Genomic DNA, 22,065 nt, shown 5'->3' with positions numbered 1-22,065 from the left:
ATTTTCGTGCTGCGCAGTCGCGGTGAGAAGAATCATGTTTCCGTGCTGCGCAGCCGCGGTGAGAAGAATCATGTTTCCCTGCTTAGCTCCGTATTCCGCCCTGCGGGGAAGATTCACTGTCCGCTCCACAGCGTTTGGCGGGGGTGCGTAAAAGCAGCAGCGCTTCGAGGTCATCCCACGTTACGCCCCTGTTTCCCGCCAAACGCTGCTCCGCTGAGCTGGGCTTCACAGTCGCACCGCAGGGAAACATGATTCTTCTCCGAACATAGTGCTACTTCTCACTTTTTTAATTATGAAAAGCAATTACAGTAATGAGCAACGCTTTTGAATTCGCATACGAATTGAATGCCCTCCACGAATCGGTGCAAAGCGCGTTTGAGTCAGGTAAATGATCACTAATCGCCTCATCCAATTTCGTTGTCCGAATCCGTCTGCGTCCAAGAACGCCAGAGTAAGTCATTTTCTGTCGGTCACGGGCAACCAGTACACACACTTGGTCGTTGCTGATACCAAGATATTTGGCTTTGCCACCACGTTTAAGCGGCTTGCGTTCGGTGATGTTCCGTTTACCTTTTTCAGAGAATAAGAAATAAGTCTCGTCCATTTCGACGTTACCCTGGTATTTTTCTTCTTCATTTTTCATTTTGCATCAAAGCTTTTGCCCACAAATTTTTGAAAAACTCCGGCTCATGAAGAAGCATGTTTCCCTGCGTTGCGACTGTGGAGCCCTTGCTCAGCGGAGGGGGGATTCGCGGGAAAAAGGAGCGCAACGTGGGATGACCTCGGAGCGGTACTCCTTTTGCGTCTCCCCCGCGAATCACTCCGGAGCGGACAGTCATACTTCCTTGCGGGCGGAATACGGAGCTGAGCAGGGAAACATGCTTCTTCTCACTGCGGCCCCGTTTCCAATGCTAATTAATCGTTACGGGTACACTGGAACTTGTGTTCCTTCTATATTTCAACACTTTCACACATGAAAAAAGGCTTTGTCACTCCCCACAAGGGAAGGAACAAAGCCATGCTCCCGCGCTCACGCACTACGAACGCTTTCGTCTCAATTGATAATAGGTAACCGCCAAAGCAAGCGCCAGAACGATCCCCTTTACAATATCATACGCGTAATAAGGAAGGTTCAGCATCGTCATGCCATTGAGCAGGACACCGATCAGAATCGCCCCCACAAAGGTACCGAAAACATTGGGCTTGCCTGCACCAAAGACGGAAAACCCGACAAACGCCGCTGCCACGGCATCCATCAGCAAAGAGCCTCCGCTGCTGACCTGCCCCGTACCGATCCGCGCAGCCAAAAGCATTCCGCCCAGCCCGGCGAACAGCGCGGAGAGTACATAGGCCAGCGTGCGGTAGCGATTGACTGGAATCCCGGACAGGCGGGCAGCCTCCACATTGCCTCCCGTCATGTAGAGCATGCGCCCCTGGCGGGTATAGGTCAGGTAGATATGTGTCACCAGCACAAGCAGGAAGGTGAGCACGACAGGCACTGGCACGGAAAGGATTTCGCCCTGGCCCAGCCAGAGAAACCAGTCCTGGAACTTGCCGGGTGCGGTCGTTCCATCTTCCATCGGCATGTTGGCGTAGATGGAATACCCCTTGGAATAGGTCATGTGGACGCCGTTGACGATATAGAGCATAGCCAGCGTGGCCAGCAGGTCGGGAATCCGGATTTTCACGACCAAAAGTGCATTGATCAGTCCCACCAGAATGGCCAGGGCGATCGGGACGATCAATGTAGCCGCCGCTCCCTGCTCGTACCAGACCATCATCGACGCAGAGACGACCGTGGTCAGAGATACGGTCGACCCGACGGACAGGTCAAAGCCGCCCACAATCAAGGAAAAGGTCACACCCACTGCCACGAAGGTCACAATGGAGATGGACCGCAGAATATCCGTGAGATTTCCGTAGGTAAAAAAATACGGGTTGGTCAGGCTAAAGAGCAGAATGACGATGGCAACCACGGCAACCGTCCCGTATTTATAAACAAAATCGAACAAGTTCAGTTTTCTTGCTTCCATTCTACCCACCTCCGCTTGCGTAATACATGATGGACTCCTGTGTGGCTTCTTCCCGGCCAAACTCTTTGACGATCTGTCCCTCGAACATGACGAGAATCCGGTCGGCAATCCCCAGCACCTCGGGGAACTCACAGGAGAAATACAGAATGCCTTTTTTCTCTGCCGCCAGCGATCCGATCAGCCGGTAGATATCGCTCTTGGCTCCGACGTCAACGCCCTTGGTCGGTTCGTCGAACATAAAGAGACGGGCATCCGTCTGGAGCCATTTGCCGATGGCCACCTTCTGTTGATTCCCCCCGCTCAAATGGCCGACTGGCTGGCGTATATCGGCTGTTTTTACCCCCAGTGTCCGAACGATGTTTTCCGCTTGCTCCAACTCCGCTCTTTTTTGTACAAACCCGCGCTTCGACCATTTGGCCAGCGACGCCACTGACAGATTGCGAGCGACAGACTCTTCGACGAAAATCCCTTCTTTGCGCCTCTCTTCCGGCACCAGGACCACGCCCGCCTCCACAGCCTCTTTCGGCGAGCGAGGGCGGAGCGTACGCCCGTCTACGCGAAGCTCTCCGTCCTCCCACTCATCCGCACCGAAAAGCAGGCGGGCCAGTTCGGTTTTCCCCGCTCCGACGAGACCGACCACACCGACGATCTCGCCTTCGCGGACATGCAGGTCCGCTTTGCGCACTTTGCCCCCTTTGGCATTTCGCACCTCCAGGATCGTCTCTCCGATGGGAACCACCGTTTTTGGAAACTCCTCGGAGAAGCTTTTGCCCAGCATGGAGGCGATGACCTCATCCATGTTTGTTTCTGCTGTCGCTTTCGTGGAGATGCGCTGTCCATCCCGCATAATCGTAATCCGGTCACAGATTTCAAAGATTTCCGCCAAGCGGTGTGAGATGTAGATAATGCCCATTCCCGCCTGTTTGCACTGTTCGATGATCTGGAACAACCGCTCCGTCTCGTGATTGCTGAGCGGTGCCGTCGGTTCATCAAAAATAATGAACCGGGCCTTTTGCACGGCTGCGCGCGCGATCAAAATCAGCTGTTTTTCCGACAGCGTACAGGATTCCACCAGCTTTTTTACCGGGATGGAAAAGCCGAACTGACTCAAGACCGCTTCCGCTTGCTCGTACAAACGGCGCCAGTTGATCAGTCCCTTTGTCTGAATCTGCTGGTCCAGCAGGATATTTTCCGCCACACTCAGGTACGGAATCAACGCCGTATCCACCTCCTGGTAGACGCATTGGATTCCCAGTGCTTTGGCAGCCTGCGGCGATTGGATGGAGGAAGGCTGCCCGTCGATCATGATTGACCCCTCGTCCGCTTCATAGGCGCCTGTCAAAATCTTCATCAACGTACTTTTCCCGGCCCCGTTTGCTCCGAGCAAGGCATGTACCTCTCCTGCCTTCAGATCAAAGTCGACGGATCGGAGCGCAGGCACACCCGAAAATGATTTGGATATGCCGTTCATTTGCAAGGTTGTCATGTCGGAAACCTCCCCTCTTTTAAGGAAGAAACCCGTTGATTCGCCATCAACGGGAAACAGCTAACGATTTATGCGTACATCACTTGCCCCACTCTTTTACGTACTCGGAAAGATCGGCCATCGTAATTTTCTTGTCTGTCGGCAAATCCTCGCGTTGAACCAGCACCGGGTTCAGCTTCACGTTGTCGGGCACTTGCTCGCCTTTGATTTTCTGGAAGACGGTTTGCGCCTGAATGCGTCCAATGTTGCCCGGGTCTACGGCTGCAGTGGCGACCCAGGAGGCAGCCGGGTCCTGAATGAATTGCAGGTCCTCATCGCTCAAATCAATCGAGTAGACTTTGATCTCGGTGCGTCCAGCCTGTTGAATCGCACGAGTCGCTCCTTTGGCGAACTCATCCCAGGACGCCCATACAGCAGTGATATCCCCTTTGTTCGGGTATTTCTTCAGGATCGCTTCCATTTGAGATTGTGTGTCCAGCGCTGTGTTGTTGGTGGCACTTCCGAAAGCAGCCACTTCCTTGATGTCCGAGTATTTCTTCAGGAAGCCTTCATAGGTAATTTGACGTTTTTCCATTGGAGCAAAGCCCGCTACCCAGATTTTCACGATGCTTCCTTTACCGCCGTTATCGGCTGCCAGCTTCTCCAGGCTCAGCTCAGCCAGCTTCTGGTCATCCTGCTCGACGACCGGCACGCCCGGCAGTTTGATATCGGTGTCAAACAGCACCAGCGGAATGTTTTGTTTGACGGCCTTCTCGGCACCCTGCTGCAGGGCTTCGGCCGTACCGTGGTCAATCAGAATGCCGTCAAATTGCTGATTGACTGCCGCATCCAGATTGGAAGCCATTTTCACGAGATCTGTATCTGCATTGAAGACGGACAACTCTCCGCCATTCTTCTCTACTTCGGCTTTCACACCGGCGATGTACTGGGCTGAGAAGGTACCGACGTTTTGCCGCATGATGAGAGCAATACGCTTGGGCTTCTCCCCGGAACCGCTGCCTCCTCCGCTATTTCCTGTGGAAGCGCTGTTGCCGCCACCGCAAGCCGTCAGCATCAGTGACAGAGACAGGACAAGTGCACCAATCACACCAAACTTCTTTTTCATATCGGAAAACCCCCTTTTAAAGATAAAACGATGCGCTTTTCAGTCCTGAAACCGGAACATGAAATCATTTTCTCCCACCAAAAAACCCCTTTCCAAATGAAAGGGGCAGAATTCCAACTAATTCGCACCTCTCATCTGTCAGGTATTTCTACCTGTTGGAGTTAGCACCTTGGCTCGAAAGATCGGTGTCTTTCGCGCTAGGTTGCCGGGCTTCATAGGGCCAGTCCCTCAGCCTTCTCTGGATAAGAGTCATATTCTTGTATCAAAACCTTTTGTATATACAGAATATAATCGCTGTTTTCCCCCCTGTCAACCGGCATTTTTATTTTTGCTGGTATTCGATCTTGGTTACCTGCCAGCCGTAATGATTGGACGAAGCTGGCTCCAACATGTAAGTGACCTGGTAGCTGCCCGTTAACGGATGCTGGTAGCTGCCCTTTGCCCAGAGACGGTTGGGATGGTTTTCATCTTTGTTCAGTGTCAGATTTCCCGCGTAGTCATGAAGCGGAAGCGGCGCAATCTCCTCCAGTGTGCGCTGGGCGCTTCTGCTGAAGAACTGGTCAATCTGCTCCTGATCTCGCTGCTGATAGGCCCGATCGGCTGCCGTCAAAAAGAGATTGGTGATCGCTTTTTGCTTTGCCGCAGTGTCATGGAACTGCTTGGGCGCATCGTTTTTACAGAAATCATAGAGACGTTTCAGAACAACCGCGAACTGGGCACGCGTCATCTGTTTATTCGGCTCAAATGTCTTTTCGCTGACAAAGAGGTTAAAGTCAGCAATCGCGGCCGCGTACGGAGAATCCGTATCGACGTATTTCCGATCTTGCTTCCACTGGTAATAGCCGGAAAAATAAGGCTCTACCTCATCTACTCGAAAGTTGGAGGTCCGCATCTTGTAGGGCGCAAGCACGTGGAAGAGAATCATGCTCGCTTCTTCCCTCGTCAGGGGCTTATGCAAATATTCATCAGACAGCCACCAGTCGCCATTCTTTTTCTGCGGCTGCTTCATGCCGCCGCGTTCGGATAAGTGCAGATAATAAAGCATGCTGTCACCGGGGTCAAAGGAATTGACAAAGCCGGTCTGGACATTCAGCATCACATGCATGTTTGCAGCCAGTTGTTCGGTTTCCTGCTTATAGGAATAACGATGATCGATGTGGGAATTCGACTTCGCCACTCCGAGAGGACCGTAGACGCTCTCCAGCACACGGTTCAAAAGCACAAGCGCTTCTCCCCTGGCCATCGGGTTGTCGGGATAAAAATTCCCGTATTTGAGGCGGTATACGTTCACATTGCTTAGCTCCTCAATCTCCCTCTGTGCCCAATGCCCCTGGACATCCTCATAATAGGCGGCCGAGACGGCAGGAACAAACAGGGCTTGAAAACAAAGGCTAAGGACAAAAAACCAGACAAACGAACGTTTTACCATATCGGCACATCTCCTTTCTCCTTGCAAAACAGATAATAAAGGGCATTACTCGATTGCTGCTACTTGCTTGCGGATGAAATCACACTCCTCCGAAAGGATTCGTCCAAAAAGCGGACTGTGAAATCCATTTTTTCTCATACAATAAAATCATGCCGCATCCTCCTGCCAGATAACAACTATGATTTCAAAACATTTCCTTTATAGACCGAAAAACCTACGAAATGGTTGCAAAAAGTAAGAAAAAAACCCCATTTTTTATCATTTTTCTTCCAATCCCCTCTGTTTTCCTGAAAAACCTTCCTGCAAACAGCCCAGATCCGGATGTTTGGCATCATTTTGCCGTTTCTCCCTGTCCTTTTTGATAGGTATGCATGCCTACAGCCTGTTCATGACAAGAAGGAAGACGGATCAGATGCAATTGCACCTCCGGCGAACAAGGCGTCAGTATCTTCGGCAGTCCCAAGCCGAGTGTGGAGAAGTGCTGGGAGAGCTTGGATGGGCGGGTTGGCCAGGCTTTTGGCACGATCTGACGGCTTGGTTTTGGCCTCTTTACGCAAAAAAATCGGACTTGGCGAAAGTCCGATTTTTTCTATGCAATCACCTGCCCTGGCCGGTGATCCATTTTACGGCATCATCTACCTGAAACTCCACATCATGCGGTGTATAACCAAACCATCTGTCGAAATCGATCTCAAACACATGGTTATTCTTTACCGCCGGGAGCGCCTTCCACAATGCGCTTTTTTTGATTTCATCGTAATGACGCTTGGAGTCGCCATCCTGGAAAGTGGTGATAAAAATATAATCTGCCGCGTATTCCGGCAGCATTTCCAACGTGATGGGGGTCGCCCAGAAGTTCGGGTCTTTCTCGATTTCTTTCCGGACCGGATCAGGAGGCGTCAGCCCCAATGATTTGTACAGCGTAAAGCCGAAGTTGCGCACGCCGTACACGTAGAATTCTTTCGGGCGGATGTTGTAGATCGCTACCTTTTGCCCGTCTGTGAGCGTTCCTTGTATCTTTTCCTTCGCCGCCTGGACCTTGGCCTCAAATGATTTTTGCCAGGCTTCGGCTTCCGCCTGCCGATTCAGGATATCACCGATTACCTTTACGTGTTCGGGCATGTCGTAATCCATCCAGGGTATCACGACGGTCGGTGCGATTCCGGACAGCTTTTCATAAGTATCCTTCTCCACATCACCCGCGATAATCAAGTCAGGCTCCAACGAGAGGATCTTCTCGTAATTGAACTTGTCGATATCGCCCACGCTTTCGATTCCCTTTGCGACTTCCCCCATGTTTTCCAGCAGAAACTCCGGCGCGCCAATAGGCTTTACCCCGACAGAAAGCATCTGGCTGACATACTGAAGCGTCACGACCTTCTCCGGTTTGACCGGGATCAGTGTCTCTCCCATACTGTGTTTGTACGCGCGTACACCGGATGGGTGGGCATTTGCACCAACGGCCTCGGACGTTTTTTGATTTGCATTTCCGTTGCCGCATCCGACCATCGCCAGGACGAGCAGGAGGGCAAAAAAATAGGATATGCGTCGATACATCAGGAACTCCTCCATTCAAACAACCACTTTTATTTTGCTTTTGCCTCTTGTTCCGCCAGAAAGCGGAGCCGCTTTTCCTCCCGCTCCTCTTCGCTGATCCGCGGACAGGTATAGCAGTAGCCATGTCCGTTCTCCGTCCGGTAAGCAAGACAGCAGGTGGCTTTGCGCGGGATCATCGCCTCCGGATCTCGCGGACTCTTTACAAAGCTCAGCTTCGTTTGGTACGGATTTTTCTTCCTGCCGAAAATCTCCGGGGCCATTTCCGCTGTGACAAAATGATAGTCTTCCTCCATCAGCTTGCGCGCTTCCACTGTCTCAAAGACGTTGAGCCACTTTTCGCGGCTCCAGTACATGGCCATGACGACCTGGCCCCAGATTTGATGAAGATCATGACCGGTCGCGTGGGAAAGGGTGTCAAAAAGAGGGCGCACAGTCTGGGTATAAAAGATCTCCAGCGCTTCTTTTCGCCAGCTTGCACGGTCATGCTGATCCCTTTGCCTGGTTGCCACACGGGAATCTTTTATTTTGAACGTCAGCCATGTGTGATGATTCTTTTTATAAAACTGTACCTCCAGATTGGCTGGAGAAAAGTCCGGGGCAGCATGATAGCGAGAAATAAGATATTGAAACCCGGTGCAGACGTAACCAAACCATCCGGCAAAATACGCGGCGGCCACGTCCGGCCCCAGTCCTTTGATCTCCGCTTGATAAAAGGCCACCATGTCTGCCATTCCCTCTGCCTGCATCAAATTTTCCAGAGGGCAACGATGCAAGATGTTAGGGATATCCTCTGTGGTCAAGGCATGGTGTTCGCTGAGATATGAAAAATCAAAGAGTGTCATTCCTTTCACTCCCGTCCTTTTTTGTACAGGCTCGTTAGATTTTGACGGCCTTATCTCTAAACGGCCGGCATCTCTTCTTCCCCGGCGTTTGCTTTCCCGGCAGCCTGCTGCATCTCGGCCATCTCTGTCATCTTGGCCGCTTGCTCCCGCAGGTCCGCGTCCTCCATCCCGTCTGTACTGTCCAGCTCATAAGGAATGCAGACCGGGACACCTGTACGCGGGTCCGGGACGATATCCGCCAGCACACCGAAGACGCTTCTCATCGTCTCCGCCGTGACCACCTCGGATGGCGTGCCTTCCGCTTCCAGGCGGCCATTTCGTATCGCCACGACATGGTCGGCGAAACGCGTGGCATGGTTCAGATCGTGGACCACCATCACAATGGTCCGCTTTTCCGTCTGGTTGAGCCGATGCAGGAGCTTCAGCACCTCCAACTGATGGGCCATGTCCAGATAGGTGGTGGGTTCATCCAAAAGCAACATCTCTGTTCCCTGCGCGAGTGCCATGGAAATCCAGGCCCGTTGACGCTGACCGCCGGAGAGATTGTCCACCGGGCGATCGGCAAATTCCATCATCCCCGTCACGCCAATCGCCCATTCGATGATCCGCCTGTCTTCCTCGCGCAACGTGCCAAATCCCTTTTGATAGGGGAACCGGCCATAGGCAACCAGTTCGGAGACCAAAAGGCCCCCTGGCGCCTCCGGACTTTGCGGCAAAATCGCCAGTTTTTTTGCTACCTCCTTGGTCGACTCTTTATGTATGGCTTTGCCGTCCAGATAGACACTGCCAGAGACAGGTTTCATCAGTCGGGCGATCGCTTTCAGGATGGTTGATTTTCCGGAACCATTGGGTCCCACCAAGGCCGTGATCTTTCCCGCCGGTATCCGGATATCCAGATTTTCCACAATCAGACGGTCTCCGTAGGAAATCACCAGTTTTTCTGTATACAAGCGTGAACGCATACCGCTTCCTTCCTTTCATCCGGTTTTTAGGCTTTGGAGCGAGCCAACAAGTACAAAAAATAGGGGGCACCGATAACGGCAACGACGATCCCTGTTGGAAGCTCACTGGGCGCCATCAGGTTGCGTGCCGCAAAATCGGAGACCAACAGCAGCAATGATCCAAGCAGCGCTGTCGCAGGAAGCATTCTTTCGTGCCTTGGCCCCACCAGCTGACGAGCCAGATGCGGAGCCACCAAACCGATAAAGCCAATCCCGCCCCCAATCGATACACATGAGCCAGCCAATGCTACAGACGTGCAGAGCAAAATCAAACGCTCTTTTTCCACCGCGGTTCCGAGGCCTGCTGCAGCCTGATCGCCCAGACCGAGGATGTTCAGGCTGCCCGCCTTGTACATGGCAAAAGGAAGCAACAGGAAGATCCAGGGGAGGAGTACTGCCACGTACGTCCAGTTGCTCCCCCAGATACTTCCCGCCAACCACACCTCGACGTAGAGGTAGGTGTGCGGGTCCATTTTGATGGACAGCAGGATCATCAGTGCTGCAAAAGCGAGCCCGACGCCAATCCCGACCAGAATCAGTCGGATCGGGGTCACCCCGTTTTTCCACGCCACCAGATAAATCAGCCCCGCTGCTGAAAAAGCGCCCAGTAAGGCGACAAAAGGAAGCAGCAACACGGATTCCCCGCCGCCTTTTGCAAAGACCATCAGGTAGGCCGCGACAGCGAAGCCCGCTCCCGCGTTGATCCCCATCAGGCCAGGATCAGCCAGGCCATTGCGGGACACACCTTGGAGAATTGCTCCAGACACTGCCAGCCCCGCTCCGACCAGAACCGCAATCACGATGCGCGGCAGCCGAAAATCAAAGAGAATCATTTCTTGTTTGGCCGTTCCCAGGCCGACCAGCGTTTTGAACATATCAATCGGCGTCAAACGAACTTGGCCCGTACTCATGCTGACAACGAAACAAATGATGATCAAAACGGCCAGTACCGCCATGACGATATACGTCCGGGCCTTTCTCCGCCCTTCCGCCTGTTGGATGGATACCTGGTTCACCTACAATCCCCTCCGATCCCGACGTGCCAGATAGAGAAAGAACGGAACGCCGATCACAGCAGTAATTACGCCAATCGGTGTTTCCACCGGAGGATTGACCATACGAGCACCGATGTCAGCCAGGACCAAAAAGAGCGCGCCCAGTACGGCCGAGCTGGGAATAATCCAGCGATAGTCCGTCCCGACCAGAAAGCGTGTCAAATGCGGAATGATCAAACCGATAAAGCCCACCGGCCCGGCTGCCGATACAGACGCCCCTGCTAGCAGCAGGACAATGACAGAGCCAATCAGCTTCACCCGCCCCGTTTTTTGTCCAAGTCCGGTCGCAAGCTCTTCACCCAGACTCAAAATGCTGATGGAACGGGCCATGATGAACGCTCCGATCAGACCGATCGCAATCCAGGGGGCCAGGATCGCCACTTGACTCCATTTGGAACCGGCGACACCGCCCGCGTACCAAAAGCTGATCTCCTGTCCGACTTTAAAGGAAATAGCAATCCCGCTCGATAACGCCTGAAGCAGCGTCGCGACCACTGTGCCAGCCAGCGCCAGCCGCAGAGGAGTAAGCCCTCCCGGTGCAAGCGAACCGATCCCGTACACGATCATGGTCGCCAAAGCGGCACCCGCAAAGGAATACAGGATTACCATGTGATAGGAAAGACCGGGAAAGAAAGCAAACACAAGCGCCAGGACAAACGCAGCCCCCGCATTGATCCCCATAATGCCCGGCTCTGCCAGAGGATTGCGGGTCATCCCTTGCATAATGGAACCGGCTACGGCCATCGAAGCTCCTACCATCGCTCCCACAAGCGCTCGCGGGATTCGCAATTCCTGAATAATCTGGTGCTGGGTGAGCTCAGGCTGAAAAGCAAAAACAGCCTCCCAAACGGTCCCAAGCTTGATGTCTGCCGCCCCCAGCGAAATGGAAATACCGAGAGAAAAGAAAAGCGCCAGCAGACCAGCAGCAATGATGAGCGTAGCAGCAACTGGCCGGGATGCGATTTTGGGAGTCACTACACGCTGATTGTGTGTAACGCTGGCAGACTGGTTTCCTACCATTGCTCAACACCCAACCTTGCCGAAGGTAACGATACAGTCAAAGAAATCACTCCCGATAATAATAATCATTATCAACATACGCGAAAATAGTAAGGCTTCCTGCAGGAGCCTCTCGAAAAATCAATGATTATGATAATCGTTTTCAATTATAAAAGATGTTGTAAAAATTGGCAAGGAGGATTCCCTAAATTTGTGTCGCACATACACCAGAAGCTGCCTGGTCATCCAATCGCAAAAAAACTGAGCCTCCCGGAATCGTACCGTCAGCCCAGCTTCTTGTTCCATTCATCTGTTCATTTTTGCCCGATCACGCTTTCTGCTCTCTTGAAGCAACCTCCTACTGTTTGTTTCCATCAAACAGATAAAAGATGTAGTCCGTGGGTACCCCGGCCAATCCCTGCTGCCTGAGCATCGCCGTGATATTCCCCCGATGATACGTGCCATGGTTGACAACATGCTGCACGATATCTGCATACCGTGCCTCCAGCGATCCGAAATGCGGGTGAGTATATGTTTTCAACGCATCCAGATCAGATTGTTGGCCAAAGAAGGCCTGATACTGATCAGAAGCGCCCTGGAACAACCGCTCCATCTCTTCGATGCTCTTCCCTTTGGTCTCTTCAGGGATTCGTCCGACTGCTTCCCTTACTTTGTCAAAGCTATCGCCCCGCATCGTAAAGAGCCAGACATGATCCACCGTGTAGATATGTACCAGCGCCTCGAACACGGAAGGGAATACACTGTTTAGCTGCTCCGTGATTGCCTCCGCCGGCAACGCCTTCAGATGCTGAAAGAGTCGTTGATTTGCCCAAACATGATAGTCGTACAGCTTGAGTGCGTGGTGTTTCATGAAAAGACGCCTCCATTCTTTAGCCCAATCGGTTGAAACTTGCTTCTCTCTTGCTCCTATCATACATCATACCGGGGTTTCACTGACAGTCACAGTCAGTGAAGCACGGCCAGCAGAACTAAAAAGTTTGGTAATGCTTCAGAAGCTCTGTGGTGACGCTGACCATCCTCTCCTGCAAAAGCTTCGGCTCCAAAACCCGTATCGCTCTTCCATACGGCAGAAGAAAATAGGGAGCATACACGCGAATCGCTTGCTCGTCCAATTGAAACAAAGCCTCGTCCTCGGAGCGCTCCACCAGCATGCGCCCAAACAGCCAATGCTCGCAAAGACCCTGAAGAGCTTGCGGCTTCCCCTGAATACGGACCGCGATCAGCTCGTTCCTTTCGGCGTCGGGCAATACTTTTTGCAGGAAGAATTGCCCGGCAGAAAAATCTTTCGGCGGCTGAAAGCGATGCGGACTCCTGGATACAGATTGTATTCGGTCGACGCGGAAACTGCGAATTTCACTGCGCAGGTGGCAATACCCGACGACATACCAGCGATTCTTCCAAAAAACCAGGCCGTATGGATTGAGGAGGCGTTGACTCGGGGCTTTGTCATTGCCTTTTTGATAAGTCATGGAAAGAGTATGCCCGTCTCCGACTGCTATCTGCAGCTCCTGTAAAATCAGCTTGGACGAGGAATTGGCAGGGGATTGAATCACATCAAAGCCCCGCTCATGGCTCTGGATGCGTTGCAGCTGCTCCTCATTGGTATACAATTTCAGCTTGGAAATGGCATTGTCCAATGCTTCGTCGAAGGGATAGCCCGCCTCTTTGGCAAATACGGCCGCATGAATCAGCGCTTTTTGTTCGTCCAGATTAAAAAACAAGGGTGCGTCCGCAAAGTTGTCCGGCAGGCTGTACCCTCCGTTATGCCCGGCATCCGCGAGAATCGGCACCCCGCTCGCGCACAAGGCATCGATATAGCGATAGACGGTTCGGACATGAATCTCCAGCTCATCGGCCAACTGCTTGGCCGTCATGCGTTTACCTGTTCGCAGCAGCCAGAGAATGGACAGCATACTGTCGGCTTTTGACATGGGATCGAGGTTCCTTTCATTTCTTGTATAGACTGGTTTCGTGTTTTTACATATTGGCTACGCTTGCCTGTTCTCCCTGTCATTTTTGCCGAAATTTTATGGCCAGCCAAAATCCCTGGCGGTTCTGCCAAAATCATTCACGGGGATCAGGCTCTCCAATCCGGCATCTCCGCGCTGCACACCCCCGTTTGACGGGAACGATGGGGATTTCCGGACTAAATATCAGAGAATCCGCTGGCGTATCGAATACCATCGAACATGTCATGACATCTGTATCTCCGATCAAGATCAGTGACGCCCGAAAAACATCATTTACCTGAATCGACCCTACCTGTAGCTTGTGATTGGTAACGGTCATTTTCACAACTGCACACCTCCCTGCCCAGACATCGCCTATTTCGATAACATGATCATTAGTTTATGCATCACTTTCAGGTTAGGTGTTTGCCCGGGTACTGAGAAATCAGAATGAACACCTAGTCAATTGTCACATACAATACTGAAAAGGAAGCCTGAAAAGGGTGTAATGCGGATGCCTGCCATCGTTGGTGTTGTCAATGTAGTCAGCGTAGACCGAGGCATATTTAATATTGGCGATGTAAGGATCATCTCGCCGCGAATATCCGAAAAAACGTTCGCGGGTGGGGGATCTTTCAACTCAGGTACCAATTTGAAAATAGACAATTCAAATACTGCATTGAATGTGTATGAGTCTTCGGTTGTCGATCAAGGCATATATATGCAGAATGATTTGCTGAGTTAAGGGAGGGATGCTAATGAATTTTTTTATCAATCAAACAATCGTAATCCATAACTTGAAAATTGATAGCATTTCCAATTCCTCTGTCTGTCAGATTGGCAGTGCCGGTATCATAAAGCCTTTATCCATTTTTTTCAATACAGGAGGTTTTACAGAACCAGCCCCACCTGCCGGACCACAACCAACTAGTGAGCGACCACGATTCTTTGTACCTCTTGTAGGACCAAGATGATCATTGGCAATAAGCTGCCTGTGAAGTGAAGAAGGTGACAGACTGATGTACATGCGTTCGGATTTCATGCAGTATTTCCAACAACTGCATGGTTACCTACAAGCACAATGCGAAAAAATCGAAAAAATGAACCAGTTGATCCAACAACTGCAGCAAGACCTCCATCAGATGAAGGAAAAACAGACACCGCCGCCTGTGATCAGAAATGAATACAAATTTGACCTGCTGAAGATAGAAAAATTGGAAGGAACATTAAATATCGGGCTGACCCCCGGCGGAGCTGATTCCTCCATCGGGGAAATGGATGTGAACCAAACCATGAATGTGCCGACCATGGTCAAGCAAAACTCTCCTCTGGCCACAAGTATTCGTGAGAAAATTGATCATTATTTGACATGCGAGGCCCCTCAAATACTGGAATGTTATGAATATCAATATCACTACCCATTGGACGAATCGTATCGTCAGTTTATTCTGGATGATATTCGAAAACAGATCGATCAACGCATACTGCATTACGTCGGGCGGCTAGGTACAGAGCATCTGGATGCCGACCAAGCAGCAGCAACGGAAGAAGCGATCGTGAAAAAAGTAAAAAAAGATATCGACCATACATTGGAGGCATTTGTAAAAAATCTTCCCAAAGGGCAGGAAAACGCATGAACTATAAAATGATCAACGGTGATGTCTCCGTGAAATCAATACAGATTACCAATCTGGCTGGCGCCTCCACTGTTTTTGTCGGCGATACGAATTGTGTGTCCTTATCCATGTTCTTTGAAGGACCGCCCGAAGAGCTGATTGTAGGTGTCTCATTGGGAGTTGCCCCACCTGTTCGATTGATTCCCCTTGTCTAGTCCTTTACAAAGGTGGTTGTCCCTTGCAAAAAAGAATTTCATATGTACAACGTATCGATATTCTTTCTCTCGGCCCCAGTTGTGTTGCGGAAATCGGTGACACGGAAAAGCTGACGCCGCGATCACACGTGCTTGCACTCCAACGCGAACAACCGATTTTTTTTGATGATGAGCTGAATTTTCGTGATTATTCCATGTTCTGCGAGGAAATACCTCAACCGATCGTGAATGAACAGATGGAAATGATGACGGTCAATCAATCACCGTTTATTCGCGTAAAGGATATCTCCATTAACAACGTCGCCGCCTCTGCGATCGTACACCTCGGTTCAACCAATCTTATTCGTTCGGAAGCACGTGCGAAGAATATCCGACATCTACTGAGATATAAGGATGAATCAAGATTGCGGTGAGTCATGTACAGGCTGGTTTTTCGTAATCATGTGAGGAGGGAGATTCCTTGCCGTGCGTGATTGGAGCATTGAATATTAACAGTAATTCAGGGACTATCAATTTTGGCGATACACTAAATCTGTCTCCGAAAAGTACCTCCAAGTCATTCCTAGGTGCAGGGAGTTCGAATACGGGAAATATTGTAAACGCGGTGGTTGGAGCCAGCTCGATCAATACGCTTGAGCCCCATCTGGCCGATCAGGTACAAATCGGGAATCTGTAGAAAGCAGTCTGTTCATGAACAGCGGTATGAAAAAACAGGTAGACAGCGAGCTGTGCAACACGCTGTCTACCTGTTTTTTCATCTAGTACCCAAAATGAATCGTAACCTTCTCTCGGGACGCTGATTTTCTCGCTTTTTTAAAAAAATGAAATTCCAATATTCCGTTGACGTACTGGGATTTGAGTCCTTCGGTTGTGACGCTGTGCGGAAGCGTGATTTTTCGTTGAAAGGCCCCAAAGTACCTCTCTTTTTTTACGACGTAGGTAGCATACCGGGACTTCGCGATCTGGCCCTTTATAAGCAGCTCCCGGCCATTTGCGAGCGAGATTTCCATGCTGTTTCTCTCCAGCCCCGGTGCTTCACAGGCAACGATCACCTTATTATTCGTTTCATACACATCAACATAGGGGACGTACAGATCATCAAAGAGATCCTCTTGCCGTTCCTGCGGCTCCCTTTCCGAATCGTTTTCCGACACAACCTCCTCATACTCTACTTGTTCGCTCTGTACGTTTTTTCCGATCGTGTTGGTCATTTGGACCATTTTCTCCCAAAAATCCTCATTAAATATTTCTTGAATATTTCCGATCGATTTGAGAGGCTCGGCATAGTCGCTGTGGAAGTGGCCTAATGACTGGGTCAGTTTTTGCAGATTTTTCATCGCATCTTCCAAATGCTTCACGAAATCACTCCTTTCACCAGAAGAGATGGATCGCGGGCTGGAGAAGTTCTGACACAGTATATGTACAAATGCCCCGGTTCGGTTACACAGCCAATCGGGCTTGTTCCCCCAAAAAAGAGGCCTTCACCTGGAAGGCCCCTGCTTTCTTTATTGTAATCCCGCCGCGATCTCCTTCACCATTGCTTCGACGGAAATGAGGCCTCCGCCGGAGAGATACCAGAAGTCAGGGTCGAGGTAGACGATATGTCCTTCTTTTGATGCCTTGGTCTTGGCTACGAGTTCGTTTTCAACCACAGACTTCGCGGAGGATTGCCCGCCGATTGCCGCGCTGCGATCGACAACGAACAGGTAGTCAGGGTCCTTTTCCACGATGTACTCAAAGGAAATGCTTTGACCGTGGGTGGATACTTCGATGTTTTTGTCTACAGGAGCAACACCGAACACGTCGTGGATGATCCCGAAGCGGGAGTTCGGTCCATACGCACTTATTTTGCCATCGTTAGCCAGGATGATCAATGCATTTTTGCCGCTGGCTGTCGCTTTGTCGTGCAACTGTTTAATTTCTTCGTTCACCTTGGCCAGAGCCTCATCGACTGCCGACTCCTTGCCAAAGATTTGTCCGATGGTTTTTGCATTTTCCGTAAAGGACTCCATATAACGCTTGGTGTCTACACCCTGATAAATGGTCGGAGCAATCTTCGTGAATTCATCGTACATGGTGGACTGACGGCCGGAAATAATGATCAAATCCGGTTTGATCTCATTGATTTTTTCAAAATCAGGCTCTTTCAGGCTGCCGACGTTGGCATACTTCTCATCTTTGTACTTTTCCAGGTATTTCGGAATGCTGGTCTTGGGCAATGCAGCTACTTCAACTCCCAGTTTATCCAGCGTGTCGAGGGTACCGAAGTCAAATACCACTACTTTTTGCGGGTTTTTCTTAACCTTTGTCTCTCCCAGCTCGTGCTTGATCGTCAGTTCTTCTGTCTGCGCTTCCGGTGCGGGCGTTTCCGCTCCCTGTGCGGGCGGCTGCGCTGAGGCACCAGTTGAACCCCCTGTCGCGTTAGAACCGGCAGAGCCGCATGCTGCAGCGAAAACGGCCAGTACGGCAATCATGAGAAATAAAGCAAACTTCTTCATGTCGTCACCTCTATAAGAGAATTTTTTTATTTGCATCGACGATTGTCTGAAAGTGAGCAATCGGGCTGCCTTTGCAGAGTGTGGAGAGGCGGCCCCTCCTCTTCCAGAAAACCATCGAATCGATGCCACAACCTCATTTGCTGTCAGGAAAAGTAAATGCAAATCTTGTTCTCGTCAATGCTTTGGACCGGAATGTCCATATCGTAGACCTCTTTCAAAACAGGCGGCGTGATCATCTCATCTGTCGTACCCACCTTGACGATTTTCCCATCCTTCAAAGCCACGATGTGGTCGGAATAGCAAGATGCGAAGTTGATATCATGGATCACGATGACCACCGTTTTGCCCCATTCATCCACAAGCCTGCGGAGAATCTTCATGATCTGCACGGAATGCTTCATGTCCAGGTTGTTCAGCGGTTCATCCAGGAGGATGTACTCCGTATCCTGAGCGATCACCATCGCGATAAAGGCCCGCTGTTTTTGGCCGCCGCTCAGTTGGTCCAGGTACTTATCCTGCATGCCCTCCAGCTCCATATAGTGGATGGCTTTGTTGATATGCTTCTCATCTAAGTCGGTCAGCCTCCCCTGTGAGTAGGGAAAGCGCCCAAAGGCGACCAGCTCCCTGACGGTCAGCCGCAGATTGACATGATTGGCCTGCTTGAGAATTGAGATCTTCTTGGCCAGGTCGCCGCTTTTGCATCGGCTGACCTCGAGGCCGTCGATATAAATCTCTCCTTCATCTTTGCCGATCAGACGGCTGATCATGGACAGCAGCGTGCTTTTTCCAGCTCCGTTCGGGCCGATGAAAGAAGTTATCTTGCCTTTGGGAATGGTGACAGAAACATCCTCGACCACTTTTTTGGGACCGTACGTTTTGGAAACATGTTTTACCTCTACCATGATTTGCTCTCCTTCAACAGTAGATAGATAAAGTAGATGCCGCCGACAAAATTGATGATCACACTCAGCGTCGTCGAGAAGGTGAAGACTCGCTCGACGACCAACTGTCCCCCGACGAGCGCGATGACGCTGATCAGCATGGAAGCCGGTATCAGGTAGGAGTGCCGATAGGTTTTCATGAACTCATAGGTAACATTGACGACCAAAAGTCCCAGGAAGGTGATCGGCCCGACCAGTGCAGTCGCGATGGAGATCAGGATCGCCACGCCGATCAACAGTCGTTTGACGACGTAATCATAATCAACACCCAGGTTAATCGCCTGCTCCCGCCCCAGCGACAGGACGTCGAGATATTTGTTAAACCGCCAGAAGTAGGCAAATACGAGCACCATCAGAACGCCGGCTATGCCAAGCAGCTTGGTATTGATGTTGTTGAAGCTGGCAAACATTTTGTCCTGGACGATCTGAAATTCGTTGGGGTCAATCAACACCTGCCAGAATGTGGCCAAGCTCTGAAACAACGTCCCGAAAATAATCCCGATGAGCAGGAGATAGTAGATATTTTGCTGATCCCGCTTAAACAGAACTTTGTAGAGAATCGCTGAAAACAGCACCATCAGCCCGACGCACAAAAGAAAGTTCAGATTGCTGTCCATTACCGGACGGGTTTTCGAGCCGAAGACAAAGATCACAAAGGTTTGAATCATCATGTACAGCGAGTCCAGCCCCATGATGCTCGGTGTCAGGATACGGTTATTGGCGATCGTCTGAAACACCAGCGTCGCATAGGCAATGGCGCTTCCCGTCAGGATAATCGCCAGGACTTTCATCCCCCGCTTCGGCAGGATGTAATCCCAATTGCCGCCCGCCTTGATCGTCATGAACACAGCCACCAGGCAGAGCGCAGCCACCGCCAGTATTCCTGTTTTTGTCTTATAAGCCATATGCCTTTCTCCTCATCAGCAAGTAAGCAAAAATCCCACTCCCGATCACGCCAACGGTCAAGCTGATGGAGAGTTCATACGGGTAGATAACGACTCGCCCCAGAATGTCGCAAAACAGGACGAAGACAGCACCGAGCAAGGCCGTGTGCGGCAGACTGCTGCGCAAATTGTCCCCTCGGTAGATGCTTACAATATTCGGGATAATCAGACCCAAAAAGGGAATCGTTCCGACTGTCAGCACCACGGCTGAAGTCACGAGTGCCACCAGAATCAACCCGATATAAAGAATCTGCTTGTAGTTCAGTCCCAGGTTTTTGGAAAAATCCTCACCCATGCCGGCGATTGTGAACTTGTTGGCATACAGATACGCGATGAAAAGCAGCGGAATGCTGATATACAGCAGCTCGTAGCGCCCTTTCATGATCATCGAAAAATCGCCCTGCAGCCATGCCGACATATTTTGGATGAGATCGTACTTGTATGCGATAAAGGTAGCCAGCGAGCTGATGATATTGCCAAACATCAACCCGACCAGCGGAATGAAGATCGTATCCTTGTACTTGATCTTCTCCAGAATCTTCATGAACACCAGGGTTCCCAGCAGGGCGAAGACAAAGGAGACCAGCATCTTGACGAGCGGACTTGCGGTAGTAAACACCATCAGCGAGATCAAAATCCCCAACCGGGCCGAATCCAGCGTCCCCGCCGTCGTAGGAGAGACAAATTTATTTCGGCTGAGCTGCTGCATGATCAGTCCGCAAATGCTCATGCCCATGCCGGCAATAATAATGCTGATCAAGCGAGGAAAACGGCTTGCCAGCAGGATTTCCACCTGATCAGCTCTCAAGTGAAAAAGGTCCAGGGGCGATATATCCTTGACGCCGATAAAGACGGACGCAAATGAAAATAGAAGCAGGGCGAGAAACAAATATCTTTTTTTCATGGCTCTTTCCTTTGTGAAGATCTGAATTCATTCCATCTATGCAATAATGATATTCATTATCAATTACTTCCCAAGGAGTATTATAGCCACCATTTTACAGTACGTCAATGAGAATGATTTAGATTCTCAATTGCAAATGTGCTCCCAATCTCGCTCGGCCGCCTCGCCTAACCCTATGATAACGGGCTCTGCCAAGCTTTCTGACGGAACCACGTTTTCTACGAAGCCTTCGTTGCATGAGAAAAACTTGGCTTATCGCCAAGCCCAACAGGAGTTTACGCGTTAGCGAAATTAATTTTTCCGAAAGTACAAAAAAAGAGCCGCCCTTTTGGCAGCTCTGACGTGTCTATTTCAGTTTGATTTCAGTTTGACCGTATACGTAATCAACTGGTCGGTAAATACATCCAGTCTCTTTTTCAAATCCTCTGCCGCAACCTTGTACTGATCCCCTTCTCTGCTATAGTCGCTTTTGCAGGAAGCTACTTGCGTCGGAATCGCCACGCCCAGCAGCCCTCGCACGACGATCCGCAAATGGTCAATCGGTTGTGTACTCCGAATCCCTCCGCCATTGCCCACGAGCCCGACAGGTTTGTCCCGGAACATGTTCATATCGAGAATATCAAGCGCATTTTTCAGCACGCCCGAGTACGAATTGTGGTAATTCGGCGATCCAATCACAAAAGCGTCTGCTTGCTTCGCCAATTGGATCAATGCCTGTGCGGCTTTATCGGGGTAAGCCTCCGGTTCATGATGGTAAACAGGGTCTGCAAAGGGCAAGGGACGCTCCCGCAAGTCCCAGACGTCTGTCTTGCATCCTTTGCTCTCAAGCCTGTGGGCAATGTCTTCGATCAAGGCAGCGGTATGGGCTGGCCTCGCCAAACTTCCGGAAATCAACAAAATACGGGTCATGGTTCGTTTCCCCTTTCTTTTTGGCGGTCAACGCTACTCTTTGATCACCTGAGGCACACTTATGTAACGGTCTGAAAAAGACCCATCCTCCTGGCGGGTCCAGTCACGATGAGTCCTTCACGATGGGTCCTTTGTTCAAATCCGTGCATCCAACCTGCACCAGGCATGCTTAATCAAAGGCGTATACAATTTCATCCTGCTCTTTGTGGTAGTCGACCGTCATGTCTTTCCCGTCCAGATACCAGATTTCATCTTCGACGATGTAAAAGGTAATGCCTTCAGCCACCGTGGAGATCCCCATGTTGTCCGGCACTTCCCGGGTGAAGCCCATGGAGTACGAATCCTGGATGGTGCTGCTTCCGCCGTAGCGGGCATAAAAACGGACAAAGTCTCCAGACTGGAAGCCGCACTCCTCCTGAAACCAAGCAAGTGCAGATGGTGTGACAGTTATTTTCATGAAAAAACGCCCCCTTCGGCAAAGACCAACCAAGTTGTAGATGGGAAGAAGAGGGCTGCTTCTCCGACAGAAGATACCTGGGGAGACAAGTGGACGTACCCGAG

At 50.8% G+C, this 22,065-nt stretch carries 26 protein-coding genes, 1 pseudogene and 1 riboswitch; of the genes and pseudogenes, 6 read left to right on the top strand and 21 right to left on the bottom strand.

What is annotated here, in order from left to right; translation table 11 throughout:
• Positions 1-82 precede the first annotated feature (82 nt).
• The 14 genes and pseudogenes from NDK47_RS02365 to NDK47_RS02300 form a co-directional block, all read right to left on the bottom strand.
• Positions 83-250 (bottom strand): hypothetical protein, encoded by a 168-nt coding sequence (locus tag NDK47_RS02365; RefSeq protein ID WP_251873298.1) that lies wholly within the window; start codon positions 248-250, stop codon positions 83-85.
• Positions 251-316: 66 nt separating this feature from the next.
• Positions 317-628: pseudogene (locus tag NDK47_RS02360) on the bottom strand (transposase); the annotation flags it as partial.
• Positions 629-1,037: 409 nt separating this feature from the next.
• Positions 1,038-2,033 carry an ABC transporter permease gene (locus tag NDK47_RS02355; protein WP_251873297.1) on the bottom strand — a complete coding sequence of 332 codons (996 nt, stop codon included), beginning with the start codon at positions 2,031-2,033 and terminating at the stop codon, positions 1,038-1,040.
• Between the two features lies 1 nt (position 2,034).
• A complete protein-coding gene (locus tag NDK47_RS02350) occupies positions 2,035-3,519 on the bottom strand; it encodes a sugar ABC transporter ATP-binding protein (protein ID WP_251873296.1) in 1,485 nt (494 codons plus the stop codon).
• Positions 3,520-3,598: 79 nt separating this feature from the next.
• Positions 3,599-4,624, bottom strand: a complete 1,026-nt coding sequence (locus NDK47_RS02345) for a sugar ABC transporter substrate-binding protein (RefSeq protein ID WP_251873295.1) — start codon at positions 4,622-4,624, stop codon at positions 3,599-3,601.
• Between the two features lie 128 nt (positions 4,625-4,752).
• Positions 4,753-4,873, bottom strand: a riboswitch (SAM riboswitch).
• Positions 4,874-4,946: 73 nt separating this feature from the next.
• Positions 4,947-6,053: an S-layer homology domain-containing protein gene (locus NDK47_RS02340; protein ID WP_251873294.1), complete on the bottom strand. Its 1,107-nt coding sequence runs from the start codon at positions 6,051-6,053 to the stop codon at positions 4,947-4,949.
• A gap of 597 nt (positions 6,054-6,650) precedes the next feature.
• The gene (locus NDK47_RS02335; RefSeq protein WP_251873293.1) at positions 6,651-7,610 is read right to left on the bottom strand and encodes an ABC transporter substrate-binding protein; all 960 of its coding nucleotides are present in this window, start codon (positions 7,608-7,610) and stop codon (positions 6,651-6,653) included.
• A 29-nt stretch (positions 7,611-7,639) separates the two neighbouring features.
• Positions 7,640-8,452: a (2Fe-2S)-binding protein gene (locus NDK47_RS02330; RefSeq protein WP_251873292.1), complete on the bottom strand. Its 813-nt coding sequence runs from the start codon at positions 8,450-8,452 to the stop codon at positions 7,640-7,642.
• A 56-nt stretch (positions 8,453-8,508) separates the two neighbouring features.
• Positions 8,509-9,414: an ABC transporter ATP-binding protein gene (locus NDK47_RS02325; protein WP_251873291.1), complete on the bottom strand. Its 906-nt coding sequence runs from the start codon at positions 9,412-9,414 to the stop codon at positions 8,509-8,511.
• A gap of 26 nt (positions 9,415-9,440) precedes the next feature.
• Positions 9,441-10,469, bottom strand: a complete 1,029-nt coding sequence (locus NDK47_RS02320; RefSeq protein ID WP_251873290.1) for a FecCD family ABC transporter permease — start codon at positions 10,467-10,469, stop codon at positions 9,441-9,443.
• Positions 10,470-11,528, bottom strand: a complete 1,059-nt coding sequence (locus NDK47_RS02315; RefSeq protein ID WP_251873289.1) for a FecCD family ABC transporter permease — start codon at positions 11,526-11,528, stop codon at positions 10,470-10,472.
• 337 nt (positions 11,529-11,865) lie between these two features.
• On the bottom strand, positions 11,866-12,378 hold the full coding sequence (locus tag NDK47_RS02310) for a DinB family protein (protein ID WP_251873288.1): 513 nt from the start codon (positions 12,376-12,378) through the stop codon (positions 11,866-11,868).
• A gap of 118 nt (positions 12,379-12,496) precedes the next feature.
• Positions 12,497-13,459 carry a helix-turn-helix transcriptional regulator gene (locus NDK47_RS02305; RefSeq protein WP_251873287.1) on the bottom strand — a complete coding sequence of 321 codons (963 nt, stop codon included), beginning with the start codon at positions 13,457-13,459 and terminating at the stop codon, positions 12,497-12,499.
• A gap of 133 nt (positions 13,460-13,592) precedes the next feature.
• Positions 13,593-13,817 carry a hypothetical protein gene (locus NDK47_RS02300; protein ID WP_251875923.1) on the bottom strand — a complete coding sequence of 75 codons (225 nt, stop codon included), beginning with the start codon at positions 13,815-13,817 and terminating at the stop codon, positions 13,593-13,595.
• Positions 13,818-13,985: 168 nt separating this feature from the next.
• Between NDK47_RS02300 and NDK47_RS02295 the strand changes: the two genes are divergently transcribed.
• Genes NDK47_RS02295 through NDK47_RS02270 form a run of 6 tightly spaced genes read left to right on the top strand, consistent with a single transcriptional unit; the run spans position 13,986 to position 15,984 of the window.
• Positions 13,986-14,222, top strand: a complete 237-nt coding sequence (locus NDK47_RS02295; protein WP_322112081.1) for a spore germination protein — start codon at positions 13,986-13,988, stop codon at positions 14,220-14,222.
• Positions 14,223-14,235: 13 nt separating this feature from the next.
• A complete protein-coding gene (locus NDK47_RS02290; protein WP_251873285.1) occupies positions 14,236-14,451 on the top strand; it encodes a spore germination protein GerPB in 216 nt (71 codons plus the stop codon).
• A gap of 45 nt (positions 14,452-14,496) precedes the next feature.
• Positions 14,497-15,114, top strand: coding sequence for a spore germination protein GerPC (gene gerPC, locus NDK47_RS02285; RefSeq protein ID WP_251873283.1), 618 nt, complete (start codon positions 14,497-14,499; stop codon positions 15,112-15,114).
• The gene (locus tag NDK47_RS02280) at positions 15,111-15,308 is read left to right on the top strand and encodes a spore gernimation protein GerPD (RefSeq protein WP_251873282.1); all 198 of its coding nucleotides are present in this window, start codon (positions 15,111-15,113) and stop codon (positions 15,306-15,308) included. Before gerPC ends, NDK47_RS02280 begins: the two co-directional genes overlap by 4 nt.
• A gap of 23 nt (positions 15,309-15,331) precedes the next feature.
• Positions 15,332-15,721: a spore germination protein GerPE gene (locus NDK47_RS02275; protein WP_251873281.1), complete on the top strand. Its 390-nt coding sequence runs from the start codon at positions 15,332-15,334 to the stop codon at positions 15,719-15,721.
• A gap of 56 nt (positions 15,722-15,777) precedes the next feature.
• The gene (locus NDK47_RS02270; RefSeq protein WP_251875921.1) at positions 15,778-15,984 is read left to right on the top strand and encodes a spore germination protein; all 207 of its coding nucleotides are present in this window, start codon (positions 15,778-15,780) and stop codon (positions 15,982-15,984) included.
• Between the two features lie 82 nt (positions 15,985-16,066).
• Here NDK47_RS02270 and NDK47_RS02265 read toward each other — a convergent pair whose 3' ends face one another.
• From NDK47_RS02265 to NDK47_RS02235, 7 genes are all read right to left on the bottom strand, one after another.
• Entirely contained in the window at positions 16,067-16,666 is a 600-nt protein-coding gene (locus NDK47_RS02265) for an Hsp20/alpha crystallin family protein (protein ID WP_251873280.1), read from the bottom strand.
• Positions 16,667-16,813: 147 nt separating this feature from the next.
• Positions 16,814-17,806, bottom strand: coding sequence for a siderophore ABC transporter substrate-binding protein (locus tag NDK47_RS02260; protein ID WP_251873279.1), 993 nt, complete (start codon positions 17,804-17,806; stop codon positions 16,814-16,816).
• 143 nt (positions 17,807-17,949) lie between these two features.
• Positions 17,950-18,708 carry an iron ABC transporter ATP-binding protein gene (locus tag NDK47_RS02255; protein ID WP_251873278.1) on the bottom strand — a complete coding sequence of 253 codons (759 nt, stop codon included), beginning with the start codon at positions 18,706-18,708 and terminating at the stop codon, positions 17,950-17,952.
• Positions 18,702-19,652, bottom strand: a complete 951-nt coding sequence (locus NDK47_RS02250; protein WP_305883362.1) for an iron chelate uptake ABC transporter family permease subunit — start codon at positions 19,650-19,652, stop codon at positions 18,702-18,704. The genes NDK47_RS02255 and NDK47_RS02250 overlap by 7 nt, the downstream gene beginning before the upstream one ends.
• Positions 19,642-20,595, bottom strand: a complete 954-nt coding sequence (locus tag NDK47_RS02245) for an ABC transporter permease (protein ID WP_251873277.1) — start codon at positions 20,593-20,595, stop codon at positions 19,642-19,644. Before NDK47_RS02245 ends, NDK47_RS02250 begins: the two co-directional genes overlap by 11 nt.
• 351 nt (positions 20,596-20,946) lie before the next feature.
• Positions 20,947-21,504, bottom strand: coding sequence for an NADPH-dependent FMN reductase (locus tag NDK47_RS02240; RefSeq protein WP_251873275.1), 558 nt, complete (start codon positions 21,502-21,504; stop codon positions 20,947-20,949).
• A gap of 169 nt (positions 21,505-21,673) precedes the next feature.
• On the bottom strand, positions 21,674-21,961 hold the full coding sequence (locus NDK47_RS02235) for a HesB/YadR/YfhF family protein (protein WP_251873273.1): 288 nt from the start codon (positions 21,959-21,961) through the stop codon (positions 21,674-21,676).
• Between the last annotated feature and the right edge of the window lie 104 nt (positions 21,962-22,065).

Origin of the sequence: Brevibacillus ruminantium, from assembly GCF_023746555.1 — a bacterium.
GTDB classification, from domain to species: Bacteria; Bacillota; Bacilli; order Brevibacillales; family Brevibacillaceae; genus Brevibacillus; species Brevibacillus ruminantium.
The sequence above is the reverse complement of the archived record's forward strand: the minus strand, read 5'-3'. Positions and strand labels throughout refer to the sequence as shown.

Coding starts and splice junctions, on each gene's coding strand:
- NDK47_RS02365 (WP_251873298.1), bottom strand. CDS start 250: ATGTTTCCCTGCGGTGCGACTGTGAAGCCCAGCTCAGCGGAGCAGCGT.
- NDK47_RS02355 (WP_251873297.1), bottom strand. CDS start 2,033: ATGGAAGCAAGAAAACTGAACTTGTTCGATTTTGTTTATAAATACGGG.
- NDK47_RS02350 (WP_251873296.1), bottom strand. CDS start 3,519: ATGACAACCTTGCAAATGAACGGCATATCCAAATCATTTTCGGGTGTG.
- NDK47_RS02345 (WP_251873295.1), bottom strand. CDS start 4,624: ATGAAAAAGAAGTTTGGTGTGATTGGTGCACTTGTCCTGTCTCTGTCA.
- NDK47_RS02340 (WP_251873294.1), bottom strand. CDS start 6,053: ATGGTAAAACGTTCGTTTGTCTGGTTTTTTGTCCTTAGCCTTTGTTTT.
- NDK47_RS02335 (WP_251873293.1), bottom strand. CDS start 7,610: ATGTATCGACGCATATCCTATTTTTTTGCCCTCCTGCTCGTCCTGGCG.
- NDK47_RS02330 (WP_251873292.1), bottom strand. CDS start 8,452: ATGACACTCTTTGATTTTTCATATCTCAGCGAACACCATGCCTTGACC.
- NDK47_RS02325 (WP_251873291.1), bottom strand. CDS start 9,414: ATGCGTTCACGCTTGTATACAGAAAAACTGGTGATTTCCTACGGAGAC.
- NDK47_RS02315 (WP_251873289.1), bottom strand. CDS start 11,528: ATGGTAGGAAACCAGTCTGCCAGCGTTACACACAATCAGCGTGTAGTG.
- NDK47_RS02310 (WP_251873288.1), bottom strand. CDS start 12,378: ATGAAACACCACGCACTCAAGCTGTACGACTATCATGTTTGGGCAAAT.
- NDK47_RS02305 (WP_251873287.1), bottom strand. CDS start 13,459: ATGTCAAAAGCCGACAGTATGCTGTCCATTCTCTGGCTGCTGCGAACA.
- NDK47_RS02300 (WP_251875923.1), bottom strand. CDS start 13,817: ATGACCGTTACCAATCACAAGCTACAGGTAGGGTCGATTCAGGTAAAT.
- NDK47_RS02295 (WP_322112081.1), top strand. CDS start 13,986: ATGCGGATGCCTGCCATCGTTGGTGTTGTCAATGTAGTCAGCGTAGAC.
- NDK47_RS02290 (WP_251873285.1), top strand. CDS start 14,236: ATGAATTTTTTTATCAATCAAACAATCGTAATCCATAACTTGAAAATT.
- gerPC (WP_251873283.1), top strand. CDS start 14,497: ATGTACATGCGTTCGGATTTCATGCAGTATTTCCAACAACTGCATGGT.
- NDK47_RS02280 (WP_251873282.1), top strand. CDS start 15,111: ATGAACTATAAAATGATCAACGGTGATGTCTCCGTGAAATCAATACAG.
- NDK47_RS02260 (WP_251873279.1), bottom strand. CDS start 17,806: ATGAAGAAGTTTGCTTTATTTCTCATGATTGCCGTACTGGCCGTTTTC.
- NDK47_RS02255 (WP_251873278.1), bottom strand. CDS start 18,708: ATGGTAGAGGTAAAACATGTTTCCAAAACGTACGGTCCCAAAAAAGTG.
- NDK47_RS02250 (WP_305883362.1), bottom strand. CDS start 19,652: ATGGCTTATAAGACAAAAACAGGAATACTGGCGGTGGCTGCGCTCTGC.
- NDK47_RS02245 (WP_251873277.1), bottom strand. CDS start 20,595: ATGAAAAAAAGATATTTGTTTCTCGCCCTGCTTCTATTTTCATTTGCG.
- NDK47_RS02240 (WP_251873275.1), bottom strand. CDS start 21,504: ATGACCCGTATTTTGTTGATTTCCGGAAGTTTGGCGAGGCCAGCCCAT.
- NDK47_RS02235 (WP_251873273.1), bottom strand. CDS start 21,961: ATGAAAATAACTGTCACACCATCTGCACTTGCTTGGTTTCAGGAGGAG.